22 protein-coding genes are annotated in these 20416 nt (G+C 67.1%); 10 read left to right on the top strand and 12 right to left on the bottom strand.

Annotated features, from left to right (window positions below):
* Window positions 1-17 precede the first annotated feature (17 nt).
* Entirely contained in the window at window positions 18-1640 is a 1623-nt protein-coding gene (locus ACLHG5_RS10820; RefSeq protein ID WP_411316699.1) for a cation:proton antiporter, read from the top strand.
* A gap of 15 nt (window positions 1641-1655) precedes the next feature.
* Here the strand turns inward: ACLHG5_RS10820 and ACLHG5_RS10825 are convergent, their stop codons facing one another.
* The 5 genes from ACLHG5_RS10825 to ACLHG5_RS10845 form a co-directional block, all read right to left on the bottom strand.
* Complete coding sequence (locus tag ACLHG5_RS10825) at window positions 1656-2594, bottom strand: carbohydrate ABC transporter permease (RefSeq protein WP_411316698.1); 939 nt, start codon at window positions 2592-2594, stop codon at window positions 1656-1658.
* Window positions 2591-3514 carry a carbohydrate ABC transporter permease gene (locus ACLHG5_RS10830; RefSeq protein WP_411316697.1) on the bottom strand — a complete coding sequence of 308 codons (924 nt, stop codon included), beginning with the start codon at window positions 3512-3514 and terminating at the stop codon, window positions 2591-2593. Before ACLHG5_RS10830 ends, ACLHG5_RS10825 begins: the two co-directional genes overlap by 4 nt.
* Window positions 3515-3582: 68 nt before the next feature.
* Window positions 3583-4941, bottom strand: a complete 1359-nt coding sequence (locus ACLHG5_RS10835) for an ABC transporter substrate-binding protein (protein WP_411318817.1) — start codon at window positions 4939-4941, stop codon at window positions 3583-3585.
* 33 nt (window positions 4942-4974) lie between these two features.
* Window positions 4975-7095 carry a beta-galactosidase gene (locus tag ACLHG5_RS10840; protein ID WP_411318818.1) on the bottom strand — a complete coding sequence of 707 codons (2121 nt, stop codon included), beginning with the start codon at window positions 7093-7095 and terminating at the stop codon, window positions 4975-4977.
* Window positions 7096-7204: 109 nt separating this feature from the next.
* Complete coding sequence (locus ACLHG5_RS10845) at window positions 7205-8233, bottom strand: substrate-binding domain-containing protein (RefSeq protein WP_411318819.1); 1029 nt, start codon at window positions 8231-8233, stop codon at window positions 7205-7207.
* A gap of 223 nt (window positions 8234-8456) precedes the next feature.
* On the opposite strand from ACLHG5_RS10845, the gene ACLHG5_RS10850 reads away from it, so the two are divergent.
* Window positions 8457-8951 (top strand): beta-class carbonic anhydrase, encoded by a 495-nt coding sequence (locus ACLHG5_RS10850; RefSeq protein ID WP_411318820.1) that lies wholly within the window; start codon window positions 8457-8459, stop codon window positions 8949-8951.
* An 18-nt stretch (window positions 8952-8969) separates the two neighbouring features.
* Here the strand turns inward: ACLHG5_RS10850 and ACLHG5_RS10855 are convergent, their stop codons facing one another.
* Together ACLHG5_RS10855 and ACLHG5_RS10860 are read right to left on the bottom strand one after the other, a co-directional pair.
* The gene (locus ACLHG5_RS10855) at window positions 8970-9398 is read right to left on the bottom strand and encodes an SRPBCC domain-containing protein (RefSeq protein WP_411316691.1); all 429 of its coding nucleotides are present in this window, start codon (window positions 9396-9398) and stop codon (window positions 8970-8972) included.
* On the bottom strand, window positions 9395-10150 hold the full coding sequence (locus tag ACLHG5_RS10860) for an alpha/beta fold hydrolase (RefSeq protein ID WP_411318821.1): 756 nt from the start codon (window positions 10148-10150) through the stop codon (window positions 9395-9397). The genes ACLHG5_RS10855 and ACLHG5_RS10860 overlap by 4 nt, the downstream gene beginning before the upstream one ends.
* A 50-nt stretch (window positions 10151-10200) precedes the next feature.
* Between ACLHG5_RS10860 and ACLHG5_RS10865 the strand changes: the two genes are divergently transcribed.
* Complete coding sequence (locus ACLHG5_RS10865) at window positions 10201-10902, top strand: esterase/lipase family protein (protein ID WP_411318822.1); 702 nt, start codon at window positions 10201-10203, stop codon at window positions 10900-10902.
* Window positions 10903-10931: 29 nt separating this feature from the next.
* Here the strand turns inward: ACLHG5_RS10865 and ACLHG5_RS10870 are convergent, their stop codons facing one another.
* Window positions 10932-11891 carry an arsenic resistance protein gene (locus ACLHG5_RS10870; protein WP_411318823.1) on the bottom strand — a complete coding sequence of 320 codons (960 nt, stop codon included), beginning with the start codon at window positions 11889-11891 and terminating at the stop codon, window positions 10932-10934.
* 55 nt (window positions 11892-11946) lie between these two features.
* Here ACLHG5_RS10870 and glsA point away from each other — a divergent pair, with 55 nt between their 5' ends.
* The 4 genes from glsA (at window position 11947) to ACLHG5_RS10890 (ending at window position 14858) form a co-directional block, all read left to right on the top strand.
* Window positions 11947-12906 carry a glutaminase A gene (gene glsA, locus ACLHG5_RS10875; RefSeq protein ID WP_411318824.1) on the top strand — a complete coding sequence of 320 codons (960 nt, stop codon included), beginning with the start codon at window positions 11947-11949 and terminating at the stop codon, window positions 12904-12906.
* Between the two features lie 123 nt (window positions 12907-13029).
* Window positions 13030-13440, top strand: a complete 411-nt coding sequence (locus ACLHG5_RS10880) for a DUF4383 domain-containing protein (RefSeq protein WP_411316685.1) — start codon at window positions 13030-13032, stop codon at window positions 13438-13440.
* A 32-nt stretch (window positions 13441-13472) separates the two neighbouring features.
* Complete coding sequence (locus ACLHG5_RS10885) at window positions 13473-14117, top strand: hypothetical protein (protein WP_411318825.1); 645 nt, start codon at window positions 13473-13475, stop codon at window positions 14115-14117.
* 93 nt (window positions 14118-14210) lie between these two features.
* Window positions 14211-14858, top strand: coding sequence for a heme oxygenase (biliverdin-producing) (locus tag ACLHG5_RS10890; RefSeq protein WP_411318826.1), 648 nt, complete (start codon window positions 14211-14213; stop codon window positions 14856-14858).
* Between the two features lie 71 nt (window positions 14859-14929).
* On the opposite strand, the gene ACLHG5_RS10895 is transcribed toward ACLHG5_RS10890, so the two are convergent.
* The gene (locus ACLHG5_RS10895) at window positions 14930-15550 is read right to left on the bottom strand and encodes a TetR/AcrR family transcriptional regulator (RefSeq protein ID WP_411318828.1); all 621 of its coding nucleotides are present in this window, start codon (window positions 15548-15550) and stop codon (window positions 14930-14932) included.
* Window positions 15551-15598: 48 nt separating this feature from the next.
* On the opposite strand from ACLHG5_RS10895, the gene ACLHG5_RS10900 reads away from it, so the two are divergent.
* Window positions 15599-16324: a CPBP family intramembrane glutamic endopeptidase gene (locus tag ACLHG5_RS10900; protein ID WP_411318830.1), complete on the top strand. Its 726-nt coding sequence runs from the start codon at window positions 15599-15601 to the stop codon at window positions 16322-16324.
* On the opposite strand, the gene ACLHG5_RS10905 is transcribed toward ACLHG5_RS10900, so the two are convergent.
* A complete protein-coding gene (locus ACLHG5_RS10905; RefSeq protein WP_411318831.1) occupies window positions 16308-16955 on the bottom strand; it encodes an NUDIX domain-containing protein in 648 nt (215 codons plus the stop codon). The genes ACLHG5_RS10900 and ACLHG5_RS10905 overlap by 17 nt on opposite strands.
* Window positions 16956-17036: 81 nt before the next feature.
* The gene (locus tag ACLHG5_RS10910) at window positions 17037-17498 is read right to left on the bottom strand and encodes a DUF1349 domain-containing protein (RefSeq protein ID WP_411318832.1); all 462 of its coding nucleotides are present in this window, start codon (window positions 17496-17498) and stop codon (window positions 17037-17039) included.
* Between the two features lie 87 nt (window positions 17499-17585).
* Here ACLHG5_RS10910 and ACLHG5_RS10915 point away from each other — a divergent pair, with 87 nt between their 5' ends.
* Entirely contained in the window at window positions 17586-17936 is a 351-nt protein-coding gene (locus tag ACLHG5_RS10915) for a VOC family protein (RefSeq protein ID WP_411318834.1), read from the top strand.
* Between the two features lie 27 nt (window positions 17937-17963).
* Here the strand turns inward: ACLHG5_RS10915 and ACLHG5_RS10920 are convergent, their stop codons facing one another.
* A complete protein-coding gene (locus ACLHG5_RS10920; protein ID WP_411318835.1) occupies window positions 17964-19259 on the bottom strand; it encodes an ATP-dependent RecD-like DNA helicase in 1296 nt (431 codons plus the stop codon).
* A 136-nt stretch (window positions 19260-19395) separates the two neighbouring features.
* On the opposite strand from ACLHG5_RS10920, the gene ACLHG5_RS10925 reads away from it, so the two are divergent.
* Window positions 19396-20400, top strand: coding sequence for a hypothetical protein (locus tag ACLHG5_RS10925; RefSeq protein ID WP_411316676.1), 1005 nt, complete (start codon window positions 19396-19398; stop codon window positions 20398-20400).
* Window positions 20401-20416: the final 16 nt, after the last annotated feature.

Genomic DNA, 20416 nt, shown 5'->3' on the forward strand with positions numbered 1-20416 from the left:
AATGACAGGGTGGGCACATGGAGCTGTTGATCGTGCTCGTCGTGGGCCTCCTCGTGATCGCCGGTGCGTCGCTTCTCGGCCCGCGATTCGGGGTCGCCTCCCCCCTCGTGCTCGTGACCATCGGCGTGCTCGCGAGCCTCGCGCCCTTCGTTCCGGCGATCGAGATCGAGCCCGAGTGGATTCTCGCCGGCATCCTCCCGCCCCTCCTCTACTCGGCGGCGGTGTCGATGCCGGCGATGAACTTCCGCCGCGAGTTCACGAGCATCAGCGGCCTCTCGGTGGTCCTCGTCATCGGCAGCGCTATCGCGCTCGGGTTCTTCTTCTCGTGGGTCATTCCCGGCCTCCCGCTCGCGTGGGGCATCGCGCTCGGGGCGATCGTGAGCCCGACGGATGCCGTCGCAACGAGCATCGTCAAACGCTCGCCCGTGTCACCGCGAGTCGTCGCCATTCTCGAGGGCGAGAGTCTGCTCAACGACGCCACGGCGCTCGTGCTCCTCCGCACCTCCATCGCCGCCGTCGCGGCCGCGTTCTCGTTCTGGTCGGCGATCGGCGAGTTCGCTTTCGCCGTGCTCGTCGCGGGCGCCATCGGCTACGCCGCCGGTCGACTCACGCTCGTGATCCGCTCGCGCGTGAGCGACTCGACCATCAACACCGCGATCTCGTTCACCGTTCCGTTTCTCGCGTCCATCCCGGCCGAGCTGCTCGGCGCATCCGGTCTCGTCGCCGCGGTCGTCGCGGGGATCACGGTGGGCAGACGCGCTCCCCGCGAACTGTCGCCCCAGCACCGGCTCTCCGACTCTCAGAACTGGCGCACCGTCGAGCTCGTTCTCGAGGGGGCGGTCTTCCTCACGATGGGGCTCGGCGTCTCGGTCATCGTGACCGACGTCGAGCGCGATCACGCGGGTTTCGCCGCGGCCCTGGGAATCGCGGTCGCGGCGCTCGCGCTCATCCTCGTGCTGCGGGCGGTCTACGTGACACCCCTCCTGTGGGGCGTGTTCCTCCGGGCGCGCCGAGGCGAACAGCTCAAACCGCGCATCGCCGACATGCAGGAGACGATCGCCGACCCCGAGCGGGCGAGCGGCGTGTTCGAGAGGTTTCCCCGCGGCATCCGCGCGCCAGGCCCGCAGCGCGACCTCACCCGGTTCTCGACGCGCTTGCGCAGGTCGGTCGCCGACATCGACTACCTCCTCGGCGCACCCCTCGGGTGGCGGGAGGGGTCGATCGTGGTGTGGGCGGGCATGCGCGGGGCCGTCACGGTCGCGGCGGCTCAAACGCTGCCGGCGGAGACACCCGATCGATCGCTCCTCGTGCTCATCGCCTACCTCGTGGCGACCCTCTCGCTCATGCTCCAGGGCGGAACCCTCGCGAGGGTGATCCGCTGGGTCAAGCCGTCGACGCCCGATGCGGCGGCCCTCGAGGTCGAACGGCAGCGTCTCGCCGACTTCCTCGACTCGGTCACAGCGGATGCCCCGACCGATCGTTCCGACCGACGGGGCGCGCTCGCTCGCATCCGCGCCCAGCGATCGGCTCTCCTCGATGCGCGCGACGACGGCACCTTCGATGCCGAGGTGCTCGAGACGGCGCTCGCGAGACTCGATGCGAAGCAGATCACGATCGAGCTCCACGACGACGCCCGCTAGCTCACCGAGGCCCGACTACCCCTTCACCCCACCCGTCGAGAGTCCGCTCTGCCAGAAGCGCTGCAGGTAGAGGAACGCGATGACGAGCGGGATGATCGAGACGAACGACCCCGTGATTACGCTCGAGAAGAGCGCTTGCGAACCGCCCCCGCCGGAGGAGCTCGCCGCCTGCCATTGCGCGAGCCCGACCGTGAGCGGGTAGAGCTCCGAGGAGTTGAGCATGATGAGCGGGAGGAAGTAGTTGTTCCACGTCGCGACGAGGGCGAAGAGCAACACGGTGACGATGCCCGGCCCGAGCAGTCGCAGCGCGACCGTGAAGAAGATCCGGAGTTCCCCCGCCCCGTCGATGCGGGCAGCCTCGAGCAGGCTCGCGTCGACGGCGTCTGCGGCGTACACCCGCATGAGGAACACGCCGAAGGGGCTCACGAGCGACGGCAGAATGATCGCCCACGGAGTATCGGTGATACCCGCGTTGGCGAAGAGCAGATAGGTGGGGAGGGCGAGGGCCGTCGTCGGCACCATGATCGCCCCGAGCACTCCGTAGAACAGCGCCGTCGAGCCCGGAAACCGGTACTTGGCGAACGCGTATCCCGCCGCGGTGGCGAAGAACGCCGCACCCACGGCACTGATGCCCGCGTAGAGGATCGTGTTGAGCATCCACCTCCAGAACACCCCGCCATCGAACGTCGCGAGGTCGACGAGGTTGTCGAAGAGCGCGAACGATTGGCCGAACCAGTATCCGAAGGTCGTGAAGAGGTCGGCGTTCTCCTTGGTGGAGGAGATGACGAGCCAGAGGAGGGGGAGCAGGAAGTAGGCGACGCACGTCCAGACCACGACGGTGAGAACCACGTTCTTGCGGGGGCCCTTCTCCTTCTTCTCCTTCCTCTCCCGGCGCGCTGTTTCGCGGGGTCCACCCACCGTGGGGGCGGCGCCGATGATGGTCGCCTCGGTCATGAGCGTGCCTCTCTTCTCTGCTGCGACACCTGCACGATGAACGACACGGTCATGATGACGATCCCGAGAACGAACGCGATGGTGGCGGCGTAGTTCACTTCACGGTTCACGAAGGCGAGGCTGTAGGCGTAGAGGTTGGGGGTGAACGAGTCGGAGATCGCATTCGGCGCGATGCGCGACAGGAGGTTCGGTTCGTTGAAGAGCTGGAAGGTGCCGATGATCGAGAAGATGACGGTGAGGAAGATCGCCGGTCGGATGGCGGGGATCTTGATGCTGAACGCCGTGCGCCACTGGCCCGCGCCGTCGATCTCGGCGGCCTCGTAGAGCTCCGTCGGTATCGACCGCAGAGCGGCGTACATGATGATCATGTTGTAGCCGATGAACTCCCACGAGACGATGTTCATCATCGAGCCGAGGACGTTCGACGGCGAGAGCAGGTTGGGCGCGTCGAGACCGAGGAAGCGGAGCACTTGCGCGATCGGTCCGAAGTCGTTGCCGTAGAGGTAGCCCCACATGAGCGTCGCGACGACGCCGGGAACCGCGTAGGGGATGAAGATCGCGAGCCGCGCGAATCCGGCGCCAGCCACCCGCCGCGAGTCGAGCGCGAGAGCGAGGAACAGCGACAGGGCGATCATGATGGGCACTTGCACGACGAGGAAGATCCCCATCCGACCGAGCCCTTCGATGAAGCGGATGTCGCCGAAGGCGCGGGCGTAGTTCTCGAGACCCACGAAGACCTCGCCGCCGAGCAGTCGGCTCGCGAAGAGGCTCAGATACCCCGAGTAGAGCAGAGGCACGACGAGCATCGCGATGAAGACGACGAAGAACGGTGCGATGAGGATGTATGCGGCAGCCGTCTGCTTCGACGTCGCTGCTGAGCGCCGCCGGGTGACCGGCTTCGCGGTTGTTCCCGCTGTCATGACTCACTCCAATGTGTCGTGCATGAGGTTCGAGGGGCGGAGCGGCGAGTCGCCGCTCCGCCCGGGTGTCACTCGGTGACCGTGAAGCCCTGGTCTTCGGCGTAGCGCTTGATGTCGTTCTCCCACGCGGTCAGGCCCGCAGACAGGTCGCCCCGGTCGGCGATGGCCGAACCGAGTGTCTCGTTGAAGCTCGCCGCGACGTAGTCCTGGAAGGGGAGCCACTGGAAGTCGGCGTCGACCGTGTCAGACACTTCGGCGAAGAGAGCATTCACCTCTTGGCCGCCGTAGAAGTCCGCCTGCACCGACAGGAAGTCCTCGCTCGAAAGCAGTTCGTTCGCGGCGGGGTAGAGCGATTGCTGCGTATTGAACTGGGCGATCGTGTCGGGGTCCGTGTTCAGGAACTCCGCGAACTTGGCTGCTGCGATCGGGTTCTCCGATCCTGCGAGCACAGCGTTCGACGATCCACCGAGGTTGGCCGAGACGGACGCGCCCTCCTCCCACTTCGGAAGGGGCGCGGCTCGCCAGAGCCCCGCGGTGTCTGCCGCGGTTCCCTGCAGAAACACCGGGCCCCACGCGGCGGTGATCCACCCCGCGTACTTGCCGTTCGAGAGCCCTTGGTACCACTGGTCGGTGAAGTTCGGGTCGACGGAGACGAGGTCCCTCTCGATGAGGTCCTGCCAGTACGCGGCGACCTCTTGCGCCTGCTCGCCGTCGAGGTCGACTCCGACCTCTTGACCTCCGTCGTACTGGAACGGCTTGACCCCGGCTTGCCAGAGCTTGCCGATGAACACACCGGCGTCGTTCGGGGGGAGGTTGGTGATGTACGAGTCGGTGCTGTCTTTCACCGTCTCCGCAGCGGTCGCGAAGTCATCCCAGGTCTCGGAAGAACCGTCGAGTCCCGCGTCGCTGAGGATGTCGTCGCGGTAGAGGTTGCCCATCGGGCCGGTGTCCTGGGGGATCGCCAGAATCTGCTCGTCGCTCGTGACCTGGTTCCACACCCAGGGAACGAAGGCGTCGTCGAGGGCGTCACCGACGTAGGGCCGGAGATCGAGGAGGTCTTCGGTAAGCTGGAAGCTCGGGATGTAGGGGTACTCGAGCTGGATGACGTCGGGTGCACCCTGCCCGGCGGCGATGGCCGCGCGCACCTTCACATAGTGGTCTTGCCCCTGGCCGACGTTCTCCACTTGAACGTCGATGGCCGGATACTGCTCCTCGAACGCCGCGACCTCGTCTTCGATGTCGGGCACCCACGTCCAGAAGTTCAGTGTGGTCTCGGTCTCCATGGCGGCGTCGATGTCGTCTTGCGAGACCTGCTCGGCCGATCCGCCGTCGTCCGACCCGCCCGAGGCGCATCCTGTCAGCAGCAACGACACGGTCACGACACTCGCGCCGAGTGAGGCCATGGTCTTCTTCGATCTGGTGTTCACGCTGTGTTCCTTTCGTCATTCCTTGGTGCCGCGCTACGCGCGGGTGTTCTCTTCTTCGAGAATCCGGATGTCGCGGGGCGCGAGGTCGAGCGTCGCACCCGCCGAGATCGTTTCGCCGGTCTCGAGGTCGGTGCTCGCCTCGGGCACGCGGACCTGCACCGGCTCGCCCGACCAGTTGCTGATGAAGCGCACCGTCCGCCCGCGGGCGGTGGCCCCGGACTGCACGGTGATCGACCCTTCGGGCGAGCTCGTCCAGTCGGCCGCGAGCGGGGTGGGCACGAGCCAGCGGGCGATGTCGGCGGCGAGCTCGGGGTTCGGCACCGTGCCGACGTAGGTCACGCGGCCCTCGCCGTATCGCGCGGTCGTGATCGCGGGAAATCGACCGTGTTCCCGATGCGCGTAGCTCGCGACGACCTCGGCGCCGTCGGGGATGACCCCGTCGATCCACGCGGTGGCCCGCGCACCGTCGGTGACGGGGAATCCTGAGGTCCCGGTCACTGCGACGTCGGCGACGAGGTTCGAGAACTCGTCGTAGTGCATCTGCGCTGCCGCGGCGAGTCGAGGCGGGGCGACCTCGCGTCGTGCCCGCGCCTCGTGGTCGGCGTAGGCCGTGCGGACCCCGACCACGAGGTGGCCGCCCGCCTTCGCGTAGGAGTCGAGCCACGCGAGCTGCTCATCCGTCGTGATGTAGAGCCCCGCGGCGACGAGCACCGGGTGGGCCTCCGCGAACTCGGCGGGAGCGTAGTCGAGCAATTGGGTGTCGTGCAGCACGCGCGCTTGCCTGCCACTCTCGACGATCCCCTCGTGGAACGCGTCGAAGATGCGGTAGTACGACGCCGGGTCACCGTCGTGCGCGTCATCGGTGAACGGGGGGAAGAAGGTGAAGGCCCACTTGCTCGCGTTGGAGTAGACGATGGCGATGTCGGAGTCGGGCTCGTAGCCGTCGAGCTTCGGTCCGACACTCGCGAGGGATCGACCGATGTCGGCGATCTCGCGATAGACCCGGCCCGGCTCGCGACTGTGCGGGAGCACCCCGCCCCAGTAGGTCTCGAAGCCCTCGTTGAGGGTGTGCCACTGCCAGTATTCGATCATCCGCGCGCCGCGCGAGATGAAGGCGTACGCCGCTTGCTTGAGCTGCCCCGGATAGGGCGGGTAGTTCAGCGAGGGGCCACCGATGGCTTGCGCGTTGGTCTCGGTGACGAGAAAACGCTCTTGCCTGCTCGACCACAGTCGATCGGCCTGACGGAACAGTCCGCCGACTCCGCGCGTGATGAAGGACGCGAGTTGGGGCACCGTCGTCGTGAGGTCGAGGCTGTCTTGCATGTCGTAGTAGGGGTTTCCCGCGGTGACGTCGAGTCCCGCCGCGAGCGAGGCGTCGTGTTGCGCCGCGCGCGGGTAGGCGATGCACGTCGTGACGAACTGGTCGGCGCTCGCATACTCCCGCACGATGTCCGCTTGCCAGTGGATGAACTGCTCGGTCACGAGGGCCTGGTATTCGCGCCAGGCGAGGTCGTACTGCGGAAACGAGTTGTTGTCGGGCCGCCACAGTTGGTCGAACGACGTGATGCGGTGCGACCAGTACGTCAGGTTCCACTCCCGATTGAGCGCCTCCGGCGTTTCGTACCGCTCCTCGAGCCACGCGACGAAGCCGGCGAACGTGCCCTCGTTGTGGAAGAAGTGGAGCCCGGGCTCGTTGTCGACCTGATAGCCGATGACCGCGGGGTGATCGCAATAGGTCGACACGACGGCGCGGATCACGCGCTCCGCATACCTCGCGAACACTGGTGACGAGTAGTCCACCTCTTGGCGAGCACCCCACCCCATCCGCACGCCCGTCGACAGCTCGGTCGCCAGTTCGGGATGCTTCACCTGGAGCCACGGGGGGATCGCGTATGTCGGCGTTCCGAGGATCACCCTGATGCCGCGCTCGTGGGCCTTGTCGAGCACGACCCTGAGCCACTCGGTGTCGAACTCCCCGTCGCGCGGCTCCCACGTCGACCACACGGACTCGCCGACTCGGATGACGGAGAAGCCCGCGTCGACCATGAGGTCGAGGTCGTAGTCCGTCGTGTCGCTCGGTTCGTACTCGGCGTAATAGGCCGCGCCGAAGAGAATCCCCTCGGCGGTGTGTGTGGTCGCGTCATGACGTGCCATTCGGGAATCCTCATCGTCGAGAGTCACTGTTACCGGTAATAGTTACCGGTAAAAGGCACGCTAGACCCTCGCTCGACGATGCGCAAGAAGTTTTCTCGCGAAGAGCGGATCAGTGCGGCGGAGCGGTCGATGCGCGCAGAACGAGGCTCGGTCTCACGAAGTCTGTCTTCCATTGGGAGGGTTGGCCGTTCATGCGCGCGAGAAGCGCGAGGAAGGCGAAGCGCCCCTGCTCACGGAAGTACATCGGGATGCTCGTGAGCGAGGGGGAGTAGTACGCCGCATCCGGGGAATCGTCCATACCGATCACGCTCACACGACCGGGAACCGCGACCCCGGCCTCGGCGAGCGCGTGCAGAATGCCGAGCGCCATCTGGTCATTTCCGGCGAACACCGCCGTCGGCAGCTCGCCTGCGGCGAGGAGCCCCTGCGCGAGCCGATACCCCGACTCCGCCGACCAGTCGCCTTCGAGCCACGGAGCCGGTGTCAGCCCCCCCTGCCGCAGGAGTTCGTCGTAGGTCCGCGCGCGGATGCGGGCCGCCGGCCAATCGAGCGGGCCGGTCACGTGCACTATCCGCTCGTGCCCCAGGTCGAGGAGGTGCCGCATCGCGAGCTCCGCGCCGAGCATGTTGTAGTTCGAGTGGGCGGGAACAGCGCGGTCTTCGTCTTCGTCCTCGGTCTCGCGATAGAGCGGCACGCGAAAACTCGCCGCGTCGAGCCGCTCGCGCATCCTGTCGTTCGGCGCGAAGGCGACGATCCCCGCGACATCCTGTTGATTGACGACGTCGATGGCTTCCGCGAGCGAGCGATCATCGGCGGGATCGAGGGAGACGATGTCGAGCACGTACCCGGACTCCCGGGCGGCTGCGCTCGCACCCTCGAGGATCTTTATCGGGCCGAGCTGCGTCATCTCGTACATGAGCGCCGCGACGCGCTTGCTCTCGCGCGTCGCGAGGCTGCGTGCGGCGATGTTCGGGCGGTAGTCGAGCTTGGCGAGCGCATCCTGCACTCGGCTCTCGTAGGACTCCGAGATGCGGTGGCCCTTGAGAAGTCGCGAGACGGTCTGGTGCGACACCCCGGCCTCGCGGGCGACGTCGTAGATCGTCGCCGGCCGAGAACGGTTTCCCGTCGTCGCATCCATCGTCATCCGCCCTCGCACCACGTCGCCGGAAACAACCCTCTTGCTCGCCCTCGTCGCCCGATGTGCGACCCGCGTAGACCGAAGCCTAACCGGACGCGTGGTTCTGCTTCTCTCACGAATGCCCACCCGAGCGAGCGGCCGCAACGCGTCGTCACGCGCGGGCGGCCCCCAGCCCGAACGCTTAGCGTGGAGTCACACCACGCCGCCACCCGAAGGAGACCCCGTGTCTGTCACCGACGAACTGCTGAAGAACAACGAGACCTACGCCGCCGGCTTCTCCGGCCCCCTGCCCCTCCCCCCGTCGAAGCACGTCGCCGTGGTCGCGTGCATGGATGCCCGCATCGACGTCTACCGCGCGCTCGGGCTCGGCGAGGGAGAAGCCCACGTGATCCGCAACGCGGGTGGCGTCATCACCGAAGACGAGATCCGGTCGCTCGCGATCAGCCAGCGCCTGCTCGGCACGAACGAGATCATCCTCATCCACCACACCGACTGCGGAATGGTGACGTTCACCGACGAAGGCTTCAAGAACTCGATCGCCGAAGAGACCGGAATCCGCCCCGCGTGGGCCGCCGAGGCGTTCACGGATGCCGCCGCCGACGTTACCCAGTCGATCCGCCGCATCACCGCGAGCCCGTTCATCCCCCACACCGACTCGGTGCGCGGGTTCGTGTTCGACGTCGCCACGGGCAAGCTCGACGAGGTCACCGCGCCCTGACGACGACCTGAGCCCGGGTCAGCGTGACCCGGTGACGAACACGGCGAGTTCGTGAAGGTGGAAGCGCCAGCCCTCGATGTGCTCCGATCGGAGAGCGTCGCCGTCATCGAGGCGGCCGAATCCACTCTCGGTGACGACGACTCGAGCGGCGCGGTCGTCACCGGTCACCGCGAAGCTCACGACGAGGGAACTGTTCCACGCCGGTTCGGTCCACTGGAACTCGAGAAGCGAACCGGCGTCGACGCGCGTCACGATGCCGGTCGCCGACATCCGCTCACCGTTCTCGGTCCACTGCTCGTGCACGGCCGCGCCGGGGGACGCTTCGGCCCGGAGTTCGGGCCACCACCGGCCCCGCTCCGCCGTGAGCGCGAGCCACACCCTCTCCACCCCCGCCTCGATCTCGGCGGCGACCTCGATGCGATCGTGATGACGGCGATCGTTATTCACGAACTTGCGAAGTCGACGACGAGGTCGGCGAGCGCCGCGGCCGCCGAGTACTGCACGACGTGAGCACTGCCGTCGATCTCGACGAACCGGCCCTCGCGCGCGGTTCGCGCGAGCCGCGTGCACCAGTCGGTCGTCGCGATGGGGTCGCGCGCCCCGCGAACGACGAGCACGCGCTGCGTCACGACGGGAATGCGCTCGAGGAAGTCGTAGTCGAGCATCGGCCGCAACTGCTTCGAATACCAGATCGGCCCCGCGCGCACGTAGTCGGTGAACACGATCGCGTTCGCCACGGGGTGCTCCACGATGGTGTCGGCCGCGAGCATCGCGACATGGTCGCGCAGCATGTGCTCGCGCGGTTCGCCGACCGGACCGAGCAGCACGACGCCGTCGACACGGTTGGGCAGGAGGATCGCCGCTTCGGTCGCGAACTGGGCGCCCATCGAGTGTCCGACGACGGTCACGTGCGTCAGGTCGGCCCGGCGGATGATCGCGGCGACGACCTCGGCGTGATCCCGGATCGAGAGCGATCGCCGCGGCGTGCGATTGAACGCGTACCCGGGCAGGTCGATCTCTACCACCCGGTGACACTCGCCGAGGAGGGCGGTGAGGCGACGGAAGTAGCGGTGCGACATCCCGATCCCGTGCAACAGCACGAAGACGGGCGAGTCGTCGGCGACGACCTCGGGGCCCGAGAGAAGCGCGGTCGCGTAACGATCGCCGAGTCGGGCGGTGATCTTACGCTCCAGAGGCATACGGCGACACTACGCGCACGAAGCACCTCAGCCGCGCGAGGATGGAAGCGATGAAACGACTGAGTGGGGCCATGCGAAACCTGCCGCGCGACCTCCGCTGGTGGATCGCCGACTACATCTACGCCGGCTGGTGGCAGGTGCGAGGGGCACTCGGACGGTCGGCGGAGAGCTACCTCGAGGGGTCGCTCCGGCCGATCATCGTGCTGCCCGGCATCTACGAGTCGTGGTACTTCATGAGGCCCACGATCGACCGGTTGCACGACGCCGGTCACCCCGTGCACGTCGTCTCCGAGCTCAGCCGCAACAGACGACCCGTGGATGCCGCGGCCGACCTCGTGGCCGCGTTCATCGCCGAGCGCAATCTGCGCGACGTCGTGATCGTCGCCCACAGCAAGGGTGGCCTCATCGGTAAATACGTCATGGCGAAGCTCGACCCGGACTCGCGGATCCCGCACATGGTCGCGATCAGCACCCCCTTCTCCGGCTCGATCTACGCGCAGTGGATGCTGCTCCCGAGCCTGCGATCGTTCTCCCCGAAGAACGCGCTGACGCTCGCCCTGAGCAAGGAGCTCACGGTCAACGAGCGCATCACGTCGGTGTTCGGACTGTTCGACCCGCACATCCCGCGGGGAAGCGAGTTGACGGGAGCAGACAACCGTGTCGTCGAGACCGGCGGTCACTTCCGCATCCTCGACGACGAGCGCGTGATCGACATCGTCACGGCCATCGCGGCGCGCCCCGGCCGCGACTGAGCGCATTCACGCGAGTGGTGCCGGTTCGGTCAGCGCACGATCCTCGGCACCACCGCGACGAGCACGGCGAGCACCACGATCTCGACGAGCGTCTGGGTCACGATCACGAGCGGCACGACAGCGAAAGCCTCGGGCAGCGCGATCGCGACGGGCAGCACGACGAGCGAATTGCGCGTGACCCCCGACATCACGAGGGTGCGACGGTCGGCGGTCGCGAAGCGTCCGAGCCTCCCCCACACGAGCCCGACAGCGACCATGACGACGGCGAACGCCGCGAAGACGGGCACCGCTCGCACGACGATCGCCGCGTCGGCACCGATCGTCGCGACGCCCGACGCCACAACGACCACGAGAGTGAGCACCACGAGCGGCACCATCGCGAGGGCGGATGTGCGCGCCACGACACCGACCGCAGCGCCCGCCCTCGTGGCCGCGAGCACACCCCACGCGAGAGCGAGGGGCACAAGAAAGACCGGAACGAGCACCCCCGCGACGGCGGCCGGGTCGATGCTCCGCACGATGTCGGTTCCCGTGAAGGCGAACAGGAGCGGCGGTACGGCGAGCACTTGGGCCACGAGCAGCAGCGGCGTCGCGGCCACGAGGCGATCGACCGACCCGCCCGCGAGGCCCGTGAAGGCGACGACGTAGTCCACGCACGGCGCGAGCAGCACGAGCAGCACCCCGAAGACGAGCGCGCGGTCGTCGGCGACCAGTCGGGAGAGACCGAACGCCACGAACGGCACGGCGCCGAAGTTGAGAGCGAGGAGGGCCGCGAGCATCCGCCAGTCTCTCAGGGCGGCCCCGAAGCGCGTGATCGGCACCTGCAGAAAGGTCACGAAGAGGAGCACGGCGAGAACCGGGGCGACCGCGGCGTCGAGCACTGCGACCTCGGGCACCACGATCGCGGCACCGACCGCAACGGCGAGTGCCGCGAGGTAGAGCACGAGCTGCCGGCGCTCGAGCCACTCGGTCGCGCGCGTGCCGTCCACCCGTCGAGACTACGGCGCACAGTCGCGTGCCCCGCCCGGATGGTTGACTGGCGCCATGACCCCCACAGCCGAAGAGCACGCCGAACGCTACGACCTGCACGGCTTGCGGCAGCAGATGCTGCGGGAGTCGAGCGGCACGATCGACGACAGCATCCCCGAACTCGCCGCCGCGAGCGCGGATGTCTGCGGCATCGCGATCGTCGACGACGACGGCGACACGCGCACGACCCCCGATGCCGACCTCGAGTTCTCGGTGCAGTCGGCGGTCAAGCCGTTCGTCTACGCCCTCGCCCTCGTCGACGACCGTGAGCGGGTTCTCGACGCCGTCGGCACGGAGCCGACGGGCGAGGCGTTCGACGCCATCGTGCTCGAAAGCGAAACGGGCCGACCCCCGAACCCCATGGTCAACGCGGGCGCCCTGCTCACCGCCAACCTCGTCGACGGGTCGACGCCCGACGAGCGGTTCGCGCGCATCCTCTCGGGCATCAGCGCCTTCGCGGGGCGCGAGCTGACCGTCGACGAGAACGTGAGCCGTTCGGAGCAGCTCCTCGGTGACCGCAATCGCGCCCTCGGCTACCTCATGCGCTCCCGCGGAACGCTCGACATCGAGGTCGACGACGCCGTGTCGGTCTACGCGCGAGCGTGCTCGATCGTCGTCACCGCCGAGGTGCTCGCGACGATGGGAGCCACGCTCGCGTTCGGTGGGCGCAACCCCGTGACGGGCGAGCAGGTCGTGCCGCGGGAGGTCGTGCCGATCGTGCTGAGCATCATGGCCACGTGCGGAATGTACGACGGCTCCGGACGATGGATGCGCCGCGTCGGACTGCCGGCCAAGTCGGGTGTCGCGGGAGGTCTCGTCGCCTCCGTGCCGTGGCAATTGGGGCTCGGCGTCTACAGCCCCCCACTCGATGGTGAGGGCAACAGTGTTCGCGGCGTGCTCGCGTGCGAGAAGCTCTCCGACGACATGGGTCTTCACGTGTTCGGTCCGCCACGGGATGAGGCACGCTACCGTTGACGGCGCACTCGGCCGGCGACGGTGACCATACACTGACGATTCGCTGAGTCAACGGGTAGCCCACGCGGGCGCGTTCGCGGTGAAATGGGTGTCCACAGCTCGCCTTCGTCATTGGAGTCCGTCATGACCAAATCGCCTAACCGTCTCCTCGCTACCGTCTTCGGCGTCGTCTACCTGCTCATCGGTCTGCTCGGCTTCACCGCGACGGGCGACGTGCCGAGTTTCTTCTCGACCGAGGGCGGGCTCCTCCTCGGCATCTTCGAGGTCAACATCTTCCACAACGTCGCGCACATCCTCATCGGCGCCGCTCTCACCATCGGCGGGGTCTCCGGGGTTCGTGCCGCGAAGGGTGTCAACATCTTCGTCGGCGCGGCCTACCTGCTCCTCGGCATCGCGGGCCTCTTCCTCATCGGCACCGCGGCCAACGTGCTCGCCATCAACGCGGCCGACAACGTGTTGCACTTCGCGAGTGCCGCCGTGCTCCTCGCCGTCGGAATCGGTGCGGACAAGGCGTCGTCGCCCCGCGCGGCCTGATCGACCGGCTCGTGGAGAGGGGGAAGCCGATCGTGTCGCAGATCACTCGCACGTGGCTCGCATTCGCCGCGCTCGGAACCGGGCTCATCCACCTCGCGCTCGTCGTCGGGCTGCCGCTCCCCCTCGGCATCCTCCTCGGCGCCCTCGGCGCGGCCGAGTTCGCGTGGGCGATCGTCACGCTCGCCCGTGATGATCTCGTGGCGCCGCGCATCGCGCGCGTCGTCGCCCTCGTGCCCGTGCTCGGGTGGAGCGTCATCGTCGTGACGGCCACGATCTTCGACGTCTCGGGGCTCGCCTCCGCCCTCCCCGTTCTGCCGATGGCTGTCGCGACCCTCTTCGAACTCGTTGCCGTCGCCATCCTCAGTTCGGCCCTCCGACCCGCCGAGCGCGTCGCCGAGCACACGACCGACACCCGAGAGGCACCGTCGGCACCTGCGCTCGCACTAGCGACTCCGAGCGTCTCCACGACCCACCCGGTGCGCTACCTCGTCGCCCTCACCGCGGGTGCCGTCGTCGTGGGCGCCCTCACGACACCCGCTCTCGCGGCGACAGAGGCTGGGCGCTACGCGCAGCCGCACGGCTCGCACGACGGGTCGGCCGTGACCCCGAACGACGTCGAAGACGCCGTGTCGATCGACGACCTGGTGCGGCCGGGGCACGACGGGTCGCACGAGTAACCGTCCGAGAGATCGCACGCGGGTTCTGGTGTTCTCGGGCCGGTGCTCCCTATACTTAGGGTCACCTAACCTGCCGAGGATCGGAGAGACCGGATGCGCGCTGTCACTCCCCTGTCGCGTGTGCTCGCCGAGCGCTGCACCGATTGCGGCGACTCAGCGGGCGTCGCCTTCATGACCGGGCTCCTCACGGGCGAGGGCACGCGCGACGACTACATCGCGCTCGTCGCGCAGCACTACTTCATCTACGAGGCCCTCGAAGCCGTCACCGAGTCGATGGCCGCGCGGCCGGAAGCGGCCCCCTTCATCACCCCGCACCTCACACGCCTCCCGGCGATCACCGAAGACCTGCGTTTTCTCATCGGCGACGATTGGTGCGAGCGCATCGCTCCGCTCCCGTCGACCGCGGCCTACGTCGATCGCATCCGCTCCGTCGCCGGCGAGTGGACGGGCGGGTTCATCGCGCACCACTACACGCGCTACCTCGGCGATCTGTCGGGCGGCCGATTCATCCGCTCGCTCCTGCAGCGACGTTTCGGATTCGACACGAACGGTGTCGGTTTCTACCTCTTCGACCAGATCGCCGAACCCCGGGCGTTCAAGTCGACCTATCGCGAGCAACTCGATGCCGTCGACTGGACGGATGCCGAGCGCGAACGGGTGATCGACGAGGTGAGTGTCGCCTACCGCTTGAGCACCTCGGTGCTCTCGAGTCTCGCCGAAGCGAAACTCCAGGCAGCCTGACGGACGTCGCTTCCGGGTGGTGTCGCTCCGTATCGCTGCGACGCGGTCGGGCGGGCGACGCGGCGTGAAGGCTACGGGGCCGACACAGCCCGTTCGACGAAGTCGAGCATCGTCGCTGACGCGATCGTCAGGTCGACGGAGTCGTCTTCTGCCCACCGGTCGAGCACCCCGTTCTTGGCCGCGGAGATCAGGTGGGCGACTTCGCGGGCGTCGAACGCCCGAAACTCGCCCGCGGCCTGACCCTCGTTCAGCAGTCGAGTGAGGGCGTCTGTTTCGGCCGTCGAGACAGTGTCGAATGCGCGGGCGAAGTCGGCATCGCGATGGTTGGCCATGACTTCCGCCATCGCGCGGAACTCGACACGGCGCCCGGCGAAGAAGTCGAGCTCCGCATGAATGCCGGCGCGGAGACGCTCGGCCGGAGTCGACGCTTCAGACGTGTGTGCAGCGATGTGCGCTTCGCACTCCTCGAACAGGCGGAGCGCCACCCGCCGCAGAATCTCGTCTTTGCTCGCGAAGTGATAGGTGATCACGCCTTTGCTGACCCCGGCGTGTTCTGCGATGCGCGCGACCGTCGCGGCGGCGTAGCCGACATCCGCAAGAACTTCCGCGGCCGACCGCTCGATCTGATCGCGCCGGGCACGACCACCGACCGTGCCTCGCTCGACTGCCTCTTCGGCGCTATTCGTACGCATGTCCAAATTCTAGTACGCTCGTACTACCGAGAGGAAGGGAGGGTAAGCATGAGCGCAGCGCGAGGCGAAACCGATCGAGGCGTGCGAGTGGTGCAACTGACCGTGTTCTCGGTGCTCATGATCCTCATCGGGGCACTGCTGTCTGTGGTGTACGCGAACCCGATGGTCCGGTTGGCTCCGTTCGACAGCCCGATCGTGAACCAGACCCTGAACTATCAGCTCAGCGCTCTGCCTGTGGCCGGCTTGGCCTTGCTCGTCACATTCGTGTTCGCCCGAAAGATCCGTTTGAGCTACTTCACCCTGAAGCGAACCGGACCGATGAAGCCTCTCTTCGGGCGGTCGAGCAGCGGCAGATGGGAGACCGACGCGTGGATCATCGGGCTCCTGATGGCAGCGACCATCGGGCTCACGAGCTTCTTCCAGTTCCTCCCGACCGGGTTCTCCTTCCAGTGGGCGTACGTCGCACTGGTCATTCCCTTCGCCGCCATGAACGCGTTCACCGAGGAGGTGATCTTCCGGCTCTCCTACGTCACCATGGGCGCCAACTCCACAAGCTCTCGCGCCTACGGTCTCGCGATGGGGTCGATCGTGTTCGGCGTGAGCCACTACTGGGGCGTCACACCGAACGGCATCGTCGGCGCGCTCATGTCGATATTTCTCGGGTTCGTGCTGGCGAAATCCATCCAGGAGACCAAAGGATTCTTCTGGGCGTTCGTCATCCACTTCATGCTGAACATCGCGACCATGGCCTTCGTGCTCAACCAGGTGGCGTAGCGAGAATCCCGCGAATCGCAGCCCACTGCAGCAGCATGATGGTCTTGCCGTCGGCGATGCGTCCGTCGTCGATCATGTCGAGCGCGACGTCGAACGGAAGCTCGAGAATCTCGATGTCTTCACCCTCGTCGGCGACACCCCCGCCCGCGCTCGTCCGATCGCCGGGGGTGTAGCTTGCCGCGTAGAAGTGGATGCGCTCGGTGACCGAGCCGGGGCTCATGTAGGCGTCGAAGACGTGGGTCAGTTGGCCCACCTCCACACCGAGTTCTTCGCGCGCCTCCCGACGGATCGCCGTCTCCGGGTCGTCTTCGTCGAGGAGGCCCGCAGCGGCTTCGACGAGCATGCCGTCGGGGTGGTCGTTCACATACGCGGGAAATCGGAACTGCCTGGTCAGAAGCACCGTGCCGCGAGCCGCGTCGTAGAGCAGGATCGTCGCACCGTTGCCGCGGTCGTAGGTCTCCCGCTGCTGGGTCGACCACTGACCGTCGCGGCCCCGCACGTCGAACGTCGTGCGGCGGAGCACGTGCCACCCGTCGGAGGTGACCTCGACGTCGCGCACGATGACATCCGGGTTTCGGTCGAGGTTCCGGCCAGTCTGGTCGAGGCCGGTGCGGCCGCGGGAGTCGCTCACCTCTCGACCTTAACGGACGCGCACGACGGGCTACGGCAACGCCCTGCGCATACGATCTCGCGGCGTCCTGGCCCTTCGTCGTCACCCCTCTCGCACGAGTCGCCACGCCTCGTCGTCGACTCGCGCGCGGATGGTCAACGCGTTTTCCGATCGACTTCCGCGGATGACGACATCTCGGCCACCCCACTCCGGCACGGGTGACAGCGAGCAGTCCGACATCCCCCGCGTGACGACCGCGCCGAGGCTCTCGACGCCGTCACTGAACTCCACCCCCGCTTTCGTCCACGTCGCGTCGTCGACCCGCACGAACAACCCGGCCTGATCGAACTGATCGGTGAAATCGAGCCGGAACGTGACCTCCATCGCCGAATCCTGAGCGAAATCTGTCAGAAGTGCGTGCTCCGAGGCGTGCACGAAACCGTAGGAAGTCGTTCGCCAGGCGTCGCTGCCTTCCTGCGCCGTGACCCGAAGAGCCGAGCCGTCGCGGTCGACCTGCGCCGGTTCGTTCGTCCACGCTCCTGCAGCCCAATCCACATCCGTCATGATGCGATCCCATTTCTGCTGCACTCGATCAGACAGCACCCGTCCCTATTCGACCATCGCCGGATAGGAGCTACCTAGGGTGGGTGCATGAGTCTCGAATGGGAACAGGTCGTCGTCGATTCGTCACACCCCCGCGAGCTCGGGTTCTGGTGGGCGAACGCTCTGGGGTGGGAGGTGATCTCCCAATCGGACGTCGAAGTCGAGATCCGGCCGTCGAAGGAGACCCTCCCGGGGCTGATCTTCGTGCCGGTCACAGAGCAGAAAACGACAAAGAACCGCTTGCACCTCGATTTCCGCCCGGACGATCGGGCCGCCGAAGTAGAACGCATGCTCACTCTCGGCGCACGCACGGTCGACATCGGCCAGGGGGATCAAACCTGGACCGTGCTGGCAGACCCGGAAGGCAACGAGTTCTGCATACTCGGCGCCAGAACCTGACGAACGCCGGCGATGGCGAGCACCGCGTCAGGCGCGGATCGCCGGAATCGCTTGCGCCTTCTCCATGAACCTGCGCACGTCGTCGTCGACGATGATGTCGGAGGGCCGCAGGTCGCGGGAGAGGTAGAGCCCGTCGAGTTCGGTGATGCGGCTCAGGGCGACGTAGGTCTGTCCCGGCGCGAACGACCGCTGGCCGAGGTCGACGATCGCGCGGTCGTAGGTCTTGCCCTGCGACTTGTGGATGGTCACGGCCCACGCGAGACGCAGCGGAAACTGCTGGAACTCCGCGACGATGTCGCGCTTGAGCTCTTTCGTCACGGGCGAGTAGGAGTACTTGAACTTCTCCCACACCGCGGGCTGCACCTCGTGTTCGGTGCCGTCGATCTCGACGAACACCGTCGACGTGATGCGCGTGACCGTGCCGACCGAACCGTTGACCCAGCGTTGGTCGGCATCGTTGCGCAGAAACATCACGCGCGCGCCGACTTTCAGCTCGAGGGCGTCATCGGCAGGGAAGGCTCGACCGCCGAAGTCGCCCGTGATCGACGCGCGCGCCGTGAGCGTGCGCCCGGGGAGGGCGGCGAGCGATCGCGCGTTGATCGAGTTGACGGTGTCGTTGCGCGTCGCGAGGGTGATCGCGCCATCCGTCGGCGCCGGCCTCGCTCCCGTCTCGTTGAGTCTCTGCGCGATCTCGGCCGTCACCACTCCGTGCCTCACCGCGTTGAGCATGTCTTTGAACTCTTCTTCGTGCTGGCGGTGGATGACGCTCAGCTCGTAGATGCGCAGGTCGGCGTCGTTCCACACCTTGGCGTCGAAGAACCACATCGAGCGGTACTGATCGGTGAAGTAGGCGCGCTCGTCGGCGTCGCCCGGAACGGGGGCGAGCTGATACGGATCACCGAAGAGCACCACTTGCACTCCCCCGAACGCCTCGAACGGGCGCTGGCGCGCTTGGCGCAGCGCGCGGTCGATCGCATCGAGGAGGTCGGCGTTGACCATGGACACCTCGTCGATCACGAGCGTCTCGATGGTGTTGAGCAGTTTGCGCACGTCGGCCGTCTGCTCGATCTCGTGGTCGGCGATCACGCCGATCGGCAAGCGGAAGAGCGAATGGATGGTCTGGCCGCCGACATTGAGCGCCGCGACACCGGTGGGCGCGCAGATGACGAGCTGTTTCGAGGTGTTCCACGAGAGGTGGTTGAGCAGAGTGGACTTACCCGTTCCCGCGCGCCCCGTCACGAAGATGTGCTCGCGCGTGGTCTCGATGGCGTCGTAGAGCGCCTGTTGCTCGTCGGAGAGCGAGAAACCCGCGGAGTCGATCATCCGGCCTCCCCCGCTGACGCGACCCGAGCGAGTCGCCGATATCCGTCGACTAATCTACCGCGACCCGTGCCACCGCACGGCCGACGTGGCGATGTGGGGAGACAGCCTCGCGATCGGCGGCGCTTAGGATTGCCCCATGATCGACGCGACTGGGGAGGAGCGTCCGCCCCTCCGGGTCAATCGTCTCGCCGTGTGGACCGTCGCCCTCGTGCTGCTCGCCATCGGCTTCGTCTCGACGATCGTGGCCCTCAACTCGACCGTCTACAGCTCCTCGGGGTTCGTGAGCGGCTACCTCGCGGCGCTCGAACGACGCGACGTCGACTCCGCCCTCGAAACACCCGGCGTCGACCTCCCCGAGGGCGACCACTTGCGCACGCTCCTCGCTCCCGGGGCTCTCGGCGAATTGCGGGACCACCGCATCCGTTCCGACACCGTGAGGCCCGATGGCACCCATCGCGTGATCGCCGACTACACGATCGACGGCACCGAAAGCAGCACCGTGTTCGAGGTCACCTTCGAGGGCACGAGGTTCGGCCTCTTCACCGAGTGGTCGTTCACGACAAGCCCCGTGAGCGTGCTCGACATCCTGCCGCGCAACGACGCCCGATTCGACGCGAACGGCACCGTCATCATCAGCGACAGCGGCGCAGGCGAACCGGTGTCTGCGCTCGTGCTCACCCCCGGGTCGTTCGCCCTCGGCCACGAATCGACCTACCTCGTGGCCGAGCCGGAGACGATCCTCGTGGTCGAACCGGCGTCGGTCGTCGAGGCGACGGTCACCGCGCGAGCGAACAACGACTTCATCGACCTGCTGCAGACCGAGCTCGACTCGCTCCTGGATGAGTGCGCGACCCAGACGGTGCTCCAACCCACCGGTTGCCCGTTCGGCCAGCCCATCGCCAATCGCCTCGACGGCACCCCCGAGTGGTCGATCGAGGCCTACCCCGCCGTATCGATCGCGCCGGGCCCGACTGCGGGCACCTGGCAGGTTCCGCGCACACCGGGCACCGCGCGCCTCGCGGTCGACGTGCAGTCACTCTTCGACGGAACCCTGTCGCGCTTCGACGAGCCCGTCGACTTCACCGTGAGCTACCTCATCACGTTCACCGACGACAACGAGATCTCGATCCTGCCGCAGTGACCGCGAGGTCGTGGCC

It is taken from the genome of Marisediminicola sp. LYQ85 (assembly GCF_046600695.1).
Taxonomy (GTDB): Bacteria; Actinomycetota; Actinomycetes; order Actinomycetales; family Microbacteriaceae; genus Marisediminicola.